The following is a 12,755-nucleotide window of genomic DNA, read 5'->3' as shown; positions in this document are numbered from 1 at the left end:
CCCACGGGATAACAGCGCGGGTTTCCATTGGTTTTCGTGTGGCGTTGTCAGGCTACGGCCTCGGCAAAGCTGTTGCGGTAAACTGCGGCAAGTTCATCAAGCGAGGCTTCCGAGCTGCCGATCTTGACCGTCTCGCCGGTGAAACGACCAACCGCATTCAGCGGAACGCCGGTCTGACCGGCAGCAATCATCAATGCCTCGGCCTGATCGAAATTGCACGCAACAAGATAGCGGGCCTGATCTTCACCGAACAGGAACTCAGTCGGCGCATCGTCCAGACACACGCCAACGCCTGCGGCTTCCGCCAGTTCGAAGGCAGCCTGAGCGATACCGCCATCGCTGAGGTCGGTGCAGGCCTTGATCATTTCGCGGTTGGCGCGGATGAAATCACCGTTGCGCTTTTCGGCATCCAGATCGACATGAGGTGCATCGCCGTCTTCGCGGTTGAAGACCTCTGCCAACAGGGCGGACTGACCCAGATGCCCCTTGGTTTCACCTATCACCAGCGCGACATGACCTTCGCGCACCTCGTTGCCGATGACCTCGTCCGAGTGCTGCAACAGGCCGACTGCACCAATGGTGGGGGTTGGTAGAATGGCCTGCCCGTCGGTCTCATTGTATAGAGACACGTTGCCCGACACGATCGGCATATCCAACGCGTCAACGGCGGCGCCGATGCCCTGAATGGCACCGACAAACTGGCCCATGATCTCGGGCTTTTCGGGGTTGCCGAAGTTCAGGTTGTCCGTGGTGGCCAGCGGCTTTGCGCCAACGGCGGTCAGGTTGCGATAGGCTTCGGCCACGGCTTGTTTGCCGCCCTCAAAAGGGTTTGCGCGCACATAGCGCGGGGTCACGTCGGATGTGAAGGCAAGCACCTTGTCGGTACCGTGGACGCGAACCATGCCCGCACCCAGACCCGGCGTACGGACGGAATCCGCCATCACCATGGTGTCGTACTGTTCATAGACCCACTGCTTGCCTGCGTAGTTGGGCGAAGCGAGCAGAGCGCGCAGCCCGTCAATTGGGTCGATCTGAGGCACTTCGGCCAGTTCCTCTGCCTCTGGCGTAGGCTCCCATGGGCGGTCGTATTCCGGCGCGGTAGAAGACAGTTTGGACAGAACCAGATCGGCTTTGACTTCGCCGTTATGCATGATCAGGAAGCGGTCTTCGGCAATCGTTTCGCCAACGATTGCGAAATCAAGATCCCATTTTTCGAAGACGGCGCGGGCCTCGGCCTCAAGCTCAGGCTTGAGGACCATCAGCATACGCTCCTGGGACTCGGACAGCATCATCTCATAGGCTGTCATGTTTTCTTCGCGCTGGGGGACATTTTCCAGATCAAGACGCACGCCAAGGCCGCCCTTGTCGCCCATTTCAACGGCGGAACAGGTCAGGCCCGCCGCGCCCATATCCTGGATCGAGATCACCGCACCGGTCCGCATCAGTTCCAGCGTCGCCTCCATCAGGCGTTTTTCGGTGAAGGGGTCGCCGACCTGCACGGTGGGGCGCTTTTCTTCGATGGTGTCGTCGAACTCGGCGGATGCCATGGTTGCGCCGCCCACGCCGTCGCGACCGGTTTTTGCACCTAGGTAGACGACGGGCATACCTACGCCCGAGGCAGCCGAGTAGAAGATCTTGTCACTGTCGGCCAGACCGGCTGCAAATGCGTTCACCAGGCAGTTACCGTTGTAGGCAGGGTGGAAGCGGACTTCGCCACCGACGCAAGGCACGCCAAAGCAGTTTCCGTAGCCGCCAATCCCTTCGACCACACCATTGACCAGTTGGCGGGTCTTGTGATGGCCGGGTTCGCCAAAGGACAAAGCGTTCATGGACGCGATGGGGCGTGCGCCCATCGTGAAGACGTCGCGCAGGATGCCCCCCACGCCGGTCGCAGCACCCTGATAAGGTTCGATGTAAGACGGGTGATTGTGGCTTTCCATCTTGAAGACCACAGCCTGACCGTCGCCGATATCGACCACACCTGCGTTCTCACCCGGGCCGCAAATCACCTGAGGCCCAGAGGTGGGCAGGGTGCGCAACCATTTCTTCGAAGACTTGTAGGAACAGTGTTCGTTCCACATGGCCGAGAAAATGCCAAGCTCGGTGAAAGTAGGTTCACGCCCGATGATCTCGAGGATCATGTCGTATTCCTCGGGCTTGAGCCCATGTGCAGCAATCAGATCGGGTGTGATGGCGGGCTCTTGCATCTTCTGTCCTGTGTCCAAGTGGGCCGAGATTGCGCGCCTTGTAGGGCAAGCGCGCGCGTGTGGAAAGGGTCAAGACGGCGCAGGTTGCTTCTTTCAAAGAAAAACGGAACCGGCATCACTGCCGGTTCCGAAGAAATGCACCGCAGTACTGGCGCAAATCGAAGGCGTAAACCGCGAAGGTTACGCTGACCCCTGGTCTTTGTTGAGTTGAGCTGCGGCTGCGGCACCTACAGCGGCCTTCTGTTCCGGGGTCAGGTTTTCGGCTTCTTCCTGCCCCGGCATCGCAACACGCACCTCACGGCGGGCAAAGTCGATGCCGTTTTCCTTGAAGGCTGCCTTGACCCGGTTGAAGATTTCCTTGCGCAGTGTGAATTGTTTTCCGGGCTTGGCCATGAACTTGCCGCGGATGATCATGCCGACATCGTCAAAGTCGAACACGCCCTGCGATTTGAAGGGTTGCAGGAAGCCATCCTTGTGGGTCTCGTCGGCCATCATCTCGGCACCGATCTTCTTGAAGATCTTCTTGACCTTGTTGGGGTCGGTATCAAACGGCACGGTGAATTTCAGCTTCATGATAACCCAGTCACGGCTGAAGTTTGTCAGCTTCTGAATCTCACCATACGGTATCGTATGCACGGCACCTCGATGGTGACGCAGCTGCATTGAGCGAACCGAGATCTTCTCGACCGTTCCCATCGTGCCGCCGACGTCGACATATTCTCCTACGCGGAAGGCATCGTCGATCAGGAAGAATACCCCGCCCACGATATCAGCGACCAGCTTCTGCGCGCCAAAGCCGATAGCCAGGCCCAGAACACCGGCACCGGCCAGCAGCGGCGTGATGTTGATGCCTAATGCACCCAGTGCCAGCAGGCCAAAAATCACGGCAATTGTGATCTGGGCCGTTATCCGCATCAGGGGCAAAACGGTCGCCAGACGAGATCCACCGGCACCGCCGCCTTCACCGCCTGCTTCTTCGTCTAGCTCCTCGGCCGCAGTTTGTTCCCTTGCCAATCGACGGTTGATCCACAACGAGACGACCTCGTTCAGGATATAGCCAACGGCGATGATCAGCAGGAACTCAATCACAGCACCGCCGACTTCGGCACCAACACCGGCTGAGGCGACATTGCGCAGGTCAAGGTGCCACGCGCGTGCGATCATGAAAACCACGACCAGGCCCGCGATAACGCGACCAATCCGGATATAGCTGCGTTTCGCAGAACGGTAGGCGCGTTCGGCAAGAGGGCCTTCGCCCGACATGGGGGGTTGCAAATGCCGCACCAAACCACGGATCAGCGTGTCAAGCGCGGGGACGATCAGCAACCAGAACAAGGTTGTGAAATGTGCACCGTTGGTCAGCAACCTCAATGTCGATGGGTCGCGCTGTGCGACCAGAAACTCAACCAGCAGCCAGATCGCCACCGAAACGCCGATGGCAAAATAGGGATAATAATGCGCAACTTCTTCATCGAACTTCGTATGATCCGGGTCCGTCCCCAGCATCATTTGCGAAAGCCCTTCGCGAGCAGTCCAGGCGATTACGGCGATATAGATGTGAATTGCGGCGTTCAGCCAGAAGCCAATGCGGGTATCGTCACCCGTGATGCCATTAAGCGCGTTGAACCGAACGACGAACAGCGTGAACCCGATCAGGATCAACAATCCGATCAGGTTGCGATGCAGGTACTTTGCCCAGTGGTCGTCTATATTGACCAACCGGAATTGAGGTTTCTCCGGTGCCAGAACAAAGCGTGACGCCGCTGCACCCAAACGCGGCACCCAGATTAGATAAAATACAAACGGAGCGGCATAGGTGATCTGTTCCGTTGTCAGAAGGCCGCGGCCGACCGCGCGTATCACGACATAGAATACGATCAGCCCGGCGATTTCCCGGCAGAACCGACGAAACAGGTAGCTGACGGCGCCCCAAAGGTCGGCCTCGTCCGCCGCTTCGGTTGCCTCATGCCAGCGGCGGGTCAGGAATATAAACAGCTTTTCAGCAATAAACCCGACAACAAGCACTGAGAGGACAAGCCCGAACAGAGTAAAGACACCTGTCGTTCCGAACGTGTCACTAAAATTGCTGAACGCGGTTATCTGTGCCGTGACAATGTTGGGAACGGTGGTCAGAACATGAGTCCAAGACGTGACCATCTCTGCCCAGATATCGCTTATTTCCGTCAACGGGTCTTCTACGTTCGCCTTCTCGGCGGCTTGTTTTTCCGCCACGGCATCAAGGCGTTCCAATAGAATGGCGCGAACCTGGTCATCGGACATACGCGCGACCAGATCGTCGACCTGTTCGGGTGTCAGGTCTTCCGGAATGGTCACGGTAGAAGTTGAACCGGTGTCTTGTGCGTATAGCGGCACCGCCAAGAATAATGCGGAGATGATCGCCAAAACGAGGCGGGGTAGGTGGAACATGTATTTTCCCTCAAACACGAAATTGTATCGTTTTTTTGCGATCATATGCCTATGCGTGTTTTTTTCCCAGAGCTTTCGCTGGTTTAATGTAATGCCCTGGGCAAAAAAAAGGCCGAGCTATAAGCTCGGCCGTAGTCCAACAGGGAGGTATGAAGATGATGAGCGTTTCAGCATCACCGCCTTCGAGTGCTCATTTAGGGGTCAGTTTGTGAACGTTCAAGATAATTAACCCTGTGATCTCTTCATGTCCGATATGCTGCATGCGCATAGCTACAGTTTTCCCATCTGTTTCAGCTGTTTGCGCTGCGCGATGATTTCGTCCTGCACGAAATCTCGGAACGCGCCAACGCGTTTTGAGTGCCGTAATTCTTCCGGGTAGGCCAAGTAGACCGGGACATCTGCAGTTTCGATGTCTGACAGGATGGGCACAAGGTGCGGAAAATCCTGCGTGACATAGTCGGGCAGGACACCGATACCCAGATTGTGCAATACGCCCTGAAGCACGCCAAAATAGTTGTTCACCGTCAGCAAGGAGCCGGGATTATAGGTCATCAGGTGGCGCACCATGGATGCACTGGCTCCAACCTGCGGTGCCGCAGGGGTCTGACAGATCAGACGGTGGTCCTTGATCTCGTCCAGTGATTGCAGCATGCCGCCATGGGTCTCGATATAGTCCTGGGTCGCATACAACATCATCTGAACTGTCATCAGACGTTTGCGCACCAGATCAGCCTGGCTTGGTTCTTTCATGCGGATGGCGACGTCGGCCTCGCGCATTGGCAGGTCAAGAACGCGTTCTTCAAGCATCAGGTCGATGTTCAGATCAGGGTATTGCTCGTACAGCTTGGGCAGGCGCGGGGCTAACCAGAGTGTTCCGAACCCGAAAGTCGTCGTGACCCGCAAGACACCAAAGACCTCTTCTTCGCTGTCCCGAATACGCGCAGCAGCGGCATCAAGCCGTTTGGACATGGCGGATGTGGCGTCGAACAGCAATTCACCCTGTTCAGTAAGAATCAGCCCCCGGGCATGACGGTGGAAAAGAGTGGCATCCAGCGACTCTTCCAGTGCACGGATCTGTCGGCTTACGGCGGATTGAGACAGATTAAGCTTGTCTCCGGCGTGCGTGAGGCTGCCGGCATCTGCCACCGCGTGAAATATTCTAAGCTTGTCCCAATCCATCGCCGCAACTTTCGTTATCTTTCAGAAGCCCTATATGAAATAGGTAACAAGTTCTACATTCAAAGGACGAAATCGTTACATATCAGTGGATAAATTCTATACAGGTCAGAAATTATGACCTAAAATGAACCTAAGTAATGCACACTGATCTGACGAGGGGAGACGTCTGATGAGCCAGCCACAGATAACGCTGAACGACCGGTTCGATCTTGAGAAAAACCCCGTTCTTCTGAACGGAACACAGGCGCTTGTGCGCTTGATGCTGATGCAAAAGGCCAGAGACCGGCAAGTGGGTCTTAACACCGCGGGATTGGTCACTGGATACCGCGGGTCTCCTTTGGGGGCCGTAGATCAGCAAATGATGCGGGCCCAGAAGCTGTTGGCCGAAAGCGACGTCACGTTTCAGTTCGGTTTGAACGAAGATCTGGCAGCCACCGCACTTTGGGGCAGCCAGCAGGCGGGTCTGCGCGGCGACAGCAAGTTCGATGGGGTATTCGGGCTTTGGTATGGCAAGGGTCCGGGCGTTGACCGATCCGGTGACGTCATGCGCCACGCAAACATGGCGGGTACAGCCAAACATGGCGGTGTGCTCATGGCGATGGGTGATGACCATACCGGCGAAAGCTCGACGGTGCTGCATCAGTCGGAATGGTCGCTGGTCGACATGTATATGCCTATCGTCAGCCCTGCTGGCGTTCAGGAAATCCTCGATTATGGAATTTATGGATTTGCACTCAGCCGTTTCGCGGGTGTCTGGGTCGGCCTGAAGACGATGAAGGACACGATCGAAGTCACCTCGGTCGTGGATGGCAGTCCGGACCGAATGCAGGTGGTCATCCCTGAATTCGATATGCCGGATGGCGGATTGAACATTCGATTGGGGGACACGCCGCATCTGCAGGAAACGCGCGTTATCGACTACAAGAGGTTCGCGGCCGAGACGTTTTCACACGCCAACAAGCTGGACAGGCGGATGTGGGGTAAACCCGGCGCCAAGATAGGCTTTGTCGCGGCAGGCAAGAACTGGCTGGACCTGACACATGCACTTTCGCTTCTGAATATTGACGAAGCTGAGGCCGAGCGTCTGGGCATTACCACCTACAAGGTGGGGCAGACTTTCCCGCTGGATATGGCCGGTTTCCACGACTGGGCCGAGGGGCTGGACCTGATCGTGATCGTCGAAGAAAAGCGCAAGCTGATCGAGGTTCAGGTCAAGGAGGCCATCTTTGACGACCGGCGCGGACGCCGGGTCTATGGCTGGTACAAAGGCGGTGCCGGGACGTTGCACCGGGAAGAACTGTTCCCGACGCGGGGTGCCCTTGACCCGATCATGATAGCTGAAAAGCTGGGCGAAATCCTGATTGAAGAGGGGCGCGGGACTGATGGTATCCGGGCCGGGCTGGCGTCTTTGTCAGAAGCGCGCCGGGCTGACAACGCGCAGGAAATTGCGACACGGCTTCCGTATTTCTGTTCCGGCTGTCCACACAACAGTTCGACCAAGGTGCCGGATGGCAGCCGCGCCTATGCCGGCATCGGCTGTCACTACATGGTACAATGGATGGATCGCGAGACGACCGGATTCACGCAAATGGGCGGGGAAGGCGCGAACTGGATCGGCGAGGCACCGTTTTCGACAACCAAGCATGTGTTCCAGAACCTTGGCGATGGCACGTACAACCATTCGGGCGTTCAGGCGATCCGGGCGGCGTTGTCCGCAGGTACCAACATCACCTTCAAGATCCTGTTCAACGACGCGGTCGCCATGACCGGCGGGCAGGACAATGAAGGTGACCTGACTGCCGAACGGATTGTTGCCGAGGTCAAGGCAATGGGTGTCCGAGAGGTGGCTCTGGTTTTTGACGAAAAGGAAGACGTCAACTTCAAGGCTTTGCCCGCCAGCGTTCAGACATTCGAGCGAGCCGACCTCATGCAGGTGCAGGAGAAGTTTCGCGAGATCGAGGGTGTTTCGGTCATCGTTTATGTTCAAACCTGCGCCGCCGAAAAGCGCCGCCGCCGCAAGCGCGGTACATTCCCCGACCCCGACAAGCGGGTGTTCATCAACACCGATGTATGCGAAGGCTGTGGTGATTGCGGCGTACAGTCAAACTGCGTTTCGATCGTTCCCCAGCAAACTGAACTGGGTCGCAAGCGTGCCATTGATCAATCAAGCTGCAACAAGGATTTTTCATGCTTGAACGGTTTCTGCCCGTCTTTTGTGACGCTTGAGGGCGCGAAAATTCGCAAGGAGGCGACGACCGAAATCGATCTGCCGGATCTGCCAAAACCGGATCTGCCGAAGATCACCGGCACGCACAACGTCGTGATTACCGGTGTTGGCGGTACGGGTGTCGTCACCATTGGCGCCATCCTGGCGCAGGCTGCGCAGATTGACGGAAAAGGCGCGGGCATGATGGAAATGGCGGGCCTGGCGCAGAAAGGCGGCGCAGTTCACATCCACTGCAGATTGGCCAACCGCCCCGAGGACATCAGCGCGATACGTGTCGCCACTGGCGAGGCCCATGCACTGATCGGCGGTGATCTGGTGGTCTCGGCCGGCGCAAAAACGTTGGGCCTGACGCGTACCGGACGTACGGGTGCCGTCGTGAACAGTCATGAAACGGTGACTGGCGACTTCACGCGTGATACCGAGTTCAGCATTCCGACGGATCAGCTGGAACTGGCCCTGCAAGCGCGGTTGAAAGAAGATGTCTCTCTGTTTGATGCGACCGAACTGGCGCGCGCAGTGATGGGGGATTCAATATATTCCAACATGATGATCTTCGGCGCGACCTGGCAGCGCGGATTGTTGCCGGTCAGCCATCAGGCGATATTTGAGGCCATTGAGTTGAACGGCGCAGCAGTCGAACGCAACAAGCGCGCGTTTGATGTCGGCCGTTGGGCGGTTCTGCATCCAGACGAAGTACAATCCATCCTTTCCCCAACCCTGGCTGAAATGCCCAAGTCACTGGACCAAATCACTGCGTTCCGTGCGCAGCACCTGACGGACTATCAAGGTGCACGGCTGGCCAAGCGGTACCGCAAGCTGGTGGACAGTGTAGAGGACGCGGATGTACGCGAAGCGGTGGCAAAAGGCTATCACAAGCTGTTGTCGTACAAGGACGAGTACGAAGTTGCGCGCCTTCTGCTGACCAGTCGGGAAAAGGCGGCGGCAGAGTTTGATGGTGACTTCAAGATGACCTTCCATCTGGCCCCGCCGATATTCGGAGGATCGGGCAGCAACGGCAGGCCAAAAAAGCGTGCGTTCAGCGAATCCATCATGACTGCGTTGAAACTGTTGACCAAACTGAAAGCGTTGCGCGGGACGCCTCTGGACATTTTCGGGTATTCATCCGAACGCAAGATGGAACGCGCCCTGATCCGCCAGTATGAAAAGGACATGCGCGAAGTTTTGCCCCTGGTGTCGCAGGAGACGCGTGATGCGATTTCCGCTTTGGCCCGCTTACCGCTGGATATCCGCGGATTTGGGCCGGTACTGCGGGAAAATGAGGCCAAAGCTGCCAAGCGGAGAGAGGACCTGCTGGCATCCATCCGCAGCGGTGGGCCTGAATTACAGGCCGCAGCGGAGTAAATCGTCACTTGGGTGTCACGATAGCTGGTCAAAACTGCTGCTTGCATTTATTTTGCGCGCAGCAAAACGGAGCCCTACATGTCTTCTCGCCGTCATGTCGTTCGTGACATCTCGTATGCCCATTCCGCCGAAACCAGGGGGGGGCGGTTGGTTATCAGGCTGATGGAAAACTCCACGGGCCGGTTGCGTCTGATAAAACGGGCGGACGGGTACGAGAAAGAGGTCGCAAAGGGTCGCGATTTTTGGTCGGTTATGGTCGATCGCTATGGATTGACCTTGGATGTCGTTGGTGGCGCACTGGCGAATATCCCCAAAGAGGGTCCCCTTATCCTGATTGCAAACCATCCCTATGGAATTCTGGATGGCCTGATGATGGGTCACATTTTATCTCAGACCCGTGGTGATTTCCGAATTCTTGCAAATCGCGTTTTCCGCAAGGCCGAAGACCTGAACCGTATCGTTTTGCCAGTTTCGTTCGATGATACGAAAGAAGCGTTGAAGCTGAACCTGGATACGCGAAAAACCGCGTTGAACTACCTTGGGGATGGTGGCGCGATCGGGATTTTCCCTGGTGGTACGGTCAGCACTGGCGTTAATCCGTTCGCGTATCCCATGGATCCGGGTTGGCGCGGTTTTACGGCCCGTATGGTAGCCAAATCCAACGCCACTGTAGTTCCGGTTTTCTTCGACGGGCACACCTCACGTCTGTTTCAGATCGCAAGCCATATGCATAACACACTGCGCATGGGACTGCTGATCAAGGAATTCAAAAAACGTGTCGATACCCCGGTCAATGTGGTGATTGGCGCGCCGATCGGACGCGACATTCTGGACCCGCTGGGCAAGGATACGCGCAAGATGATGGATTTCCTGCGCAAAGCGACGTATGAGCTGTCTCCGACACCGCTGAAGTCGTATGACTATGGCTACGAGTTTGAGGAACGGCATCGCGCCTGAAGGGGCTAATGGCAGTAGGTATCTTTGATTCCGGATTGGGCGGTCTTACCGTCCTGAGCGTCGCGCAGACACGTCTGCCTGACGTTGATTTCCTGTATTACGCGGACAGCGCGCATGCCCCGTACGGTGTGCGCGATGCCGAGGACATCTATCAGCTGACCCGAAAGGCCGTGCAGGACCTTTGGGATCGCGGCTGCAATCTGGTGATTCTGGCTTGCAACACCGCCAGTGCGGCGGCGCTGCGTCGGATGCAGGAAGAAGGCGTGCCCGACGGCAAAAGGGTTCTCGGTGTCTTTGTTCCATTGATCGAAGCCCTGACCGAACGGCAATGGGGCGACAATTCCCCACCACGCGAAGTGGCGGTCAAGCATGTCGCCTTGTTCGCCACGCCCGCGACTGTATCCAGCCGGGCCTTTCAGCGCGAGCTGGCGTTCCGGGCAATTGGCGTGGATGTCGAGGCGCAGGCATGTGGTGGCGTTGTGGATGCCATTGAAGACGGTGACATGATCCTGGCCGAGGCGCTGGTGCGCAGCCATGTGGATGCTCTCAAACGCAAGATGCCCGAACCGCAGGCAGCCATTCTGGGCTGTACGCATTACCCGCTGATGGCCGAAGCATTTCAGGCGGCATTGGGACCTGACGTACAGGTCTACAGCCAGGGAGCGCTGGTTGCTGAAAGCCTTGCGGATTACCTGCGTCGCCACCCCAACATGTTGGGTAACGGCCCGGGAGGATTCCTGACAACGGGGAAACCCAATGTGGTGAGCGATCGGGCGACCCAGTTCCTCCGACGACAAATCACATTCGAGGCCGCCTGACTTAGGTCAAGGACGCGGCCGTTCTGCTTTCTTTATTTCAAGGCCGTCGCATCGGCGGTCGTAACATGTGACACACGTTGAGAAGAGGTCTGACATGACCCATAAAATCGCAATTCTGGGCGCCTCGGGCTATACCGGCGCGGAACTGGTGCGGCTGATCGCCGAACACCCGAACATGGATATCGTTGCGCTGGCCGCTGAACGGAAGGCGGGAATGACAATGGCGCAGGTTTTCCCCCATCTGCGCCACATGGACCTGCCGGATCTGTGCAAGATTTCCGAGATCGATTTTTCCCGGATCGCTCTGTGTTTTTGTGCCCTTCCGCACAAGACCAGTCAGGAAGTGATCAGTGCGCTGCCCAAGGATCTGAAGATCATCGACCTGTCTGCTGATTTCCGGCTGACTGACCCGGACGAATATGAAAAGTGGTACGGAAACCCGCATACCGCGCTCGAGCAGCAGGAAGAGGCCGTTTATGGCCTGACCGAGTTCTATCGCGACGAAATCCGGGACGCGCGACTGGTGGCGGGCACGGGGTGCAATGCGGCAACCGGGCAATACGTTCTTCGGCCGCTGATTTCTGCCGGAGTGATTGATCTGGACGATATCGTGCTGGATCTGAAATGCGCTGTTTCCGGGGCAGGGCGGTCGCTGAAAGAAAACCTGCTGCACGCCGAACTGAGCGAGGGCGCCAATGCCTATGCCGTCGGCGGGACCCACAGGCATCTGGGCGAATTCGATCAGGAGTTTTCCAAACTGGCCGGGCGTACGGTTCATGTGCAGTTCACACCGCACCTTATCCCTGCAAACCGGGGCATTTTGGCCACGACATACGTAAAAGGCGACCCGCTGAGCATCTATGAAACGCTTGCAAAGGCGTACGCGGACGAGCCTTTCATTCAGATGCTGCCAATGGGCGAGACACCGTCGACCCACCATGTGCGCGGGTCCAACTTCTGTCATGTCGGTGTTGTGGCAGATCGGATCGAACGGCGCGCGATCGTGATCGCGGCGCTGGATAACCTGACAAAAGGTAGCAGCGGCCAAGCCTTGCAGAACGCCAACCTGATGTTAGGTGAGATTGAAACCCAAGGCCTGATGATGGCTCCGTTATTCCCGTGAGGATGGTATGAAAACGCTCAAGAAACGTCGCCGAGTACAAGTCATTCTGGTAGCTGTCGTTGCCTTGGTGGCGTCGACGGCGTTGATTGGGTATGCCATGCGCGATGGGATCAACTTTTTCCGCTCGCCAAGCCAGGTGATTGCCGAACCACCCAAACCGACCGAGGTCTTTCGGATTGGCGGCCTGGTCGAAGAAGGTTCGATCATCCGTGGGCAGGGTGAAACCGTGCGTTTTGTCGTTACCGATGGAGGCGAAAGCGTCAGGGTTTCTTTTACCGGTGTCCTGCCTGACCTGTTCTCTGAAAATCAGGGTATGGTGGGCACCGGAAGCTACGTGAACGGCGTGTTTGAAGCCACTGAAATTCTTGCAAAACATGACGAAACTTACATGCCTAAGGAAGTCGTGGACGCGTTGAAGGAACAGGGTGTATACAAAGAGGCCGAAGACAGCTGAT

At 57.0% G+C, this 12,755-nt stretch carries 8 protein-coding genes; 5 read left to right on the top strand and 3 right to left on the bottom strand.

Annotated features, from left to right (window positions below; genetic code table 11):
* Positions 1-47 precede the first annotated feature (47 nt).
* The 3 genes from purL to D1823_RS05985 form a co-directional block, all read right to left on the bottom strand.
* Entirely contained in the window at positions 48-2,207 is a 2,160-nt protein-coding gene (gene purL / locus D1823_RS05995; RefSeq protein ID WP_117869057.1) for a phosphoribosylformylglycinamidine synthase subunit PurL, read from the bottom strand.
* A gap of 180 nt (positions 2,208-2,387) precedes the next feature.
* A complete protein-coding gene (locus D1823_RS05990) occupies positions 2,388-4,634 on the bottom strand; it encodes a mechanosensitive ion channel family protein (RefSeq protein WP_117872767.1) in 2,247 nt (748 codons plus the stop codon).
* Positions 4,635-4,904: 270 nt separating this feature from the next.
* Complete coding sequence (locus tag D1823_RS05985; protein WP_117869056.1) at positions 4,905-5,813, bottom strand: LysR family transcriptional regulator; 909 nt, start codon at positions 5,811-5,813, stop codon at positions 4,905-4,907.
* A 169-nt stretch (positions 5,814-5,982) separates the two neighbouring features.
* Between D1823_RS05985 and D1823_RS05980 the strand changes: the two genes are divergently transcribed.
* The 5 genes from D1823_RS05980 (at position 5,983) to ccmE (ending at position 12,754) form a co-directional block, all read left to right on the top strand.
* Entirely contained in the window at positions 5,983-9,402 is a 3,420-nt protein-coding gene (locus D1823_RS05980; RefSeq protein WP_117869055.1) for an indolepyruvate ferredoxin oxidoreductase family protein, read from the top strand.
* Positions 9,403-9,480: 78 nt separating this feature from the next.
* The gene (locus D1823_RS05975; RefSeq protein WP_117869054.1) at positions 9,481-10,359 is read left to right on the top strand and encodes a lysophospholipid acyltransferase family protein; all 879 of its coding nucleotides are present in this window, start codon (positions 9,481-9,483) and stop codon (positions 10,357-10,359) included.
* 8 nt (positions 10,360-10,367) lie between these two features.
* Entirely contained in the window at positions 10,368-11,177 is an 810-nt protein-coding gene (locus tag D1823_RS05970) for a glutamate racemase (RefSeq protein WP_117869053.1), read from the top strand.
* Positions 11,178-11,271: 94 nt separating this feature from the next.
* Positions 11,272-12,300: an N-acetyl-gamma-glutamyl-phosphate reductase gene (gene argC, locus D1823_RS05965; RefSeq protein ID WP_117869052.1), complete on the top strand. Its 1,029-nt coding sequence runs from the start codon at positions 11,272-11,274 to the stop codon at positions 12,298-12,300.
* A 7-nt stretch (positions 12,301-12,307) separates the two neighbouring features.
* Positions 12,308-12,754: a cytochrome c maturation protein CcmE gene (gene ccmE / locus D1823_RS05960; RefSeq protein ID WP_117869051.1), complete on the top strand. Its 447-nt coding sequence runs from the start codon at positions 12,308-12,310 to the stop codon at positions 12,752-12,754.
* Position 12,755: the final 1 nt, after the last annotated feature.

It is taken from the genome of Ruegeria sp. AD91A, assembly GCF_003443535.1.
Classification (GTDB): domain Bacteria; phylum Pseudomonadota; class Alphaproteobacteria; order Rhodobacterales; family Rhodobacteraceae; genus Ruegeria.
The sequence above is the reverse complement of the archived record's forward strand: the minus strand, read 5'-3'. Positions and strand labels throughout refer to the sequence as shown.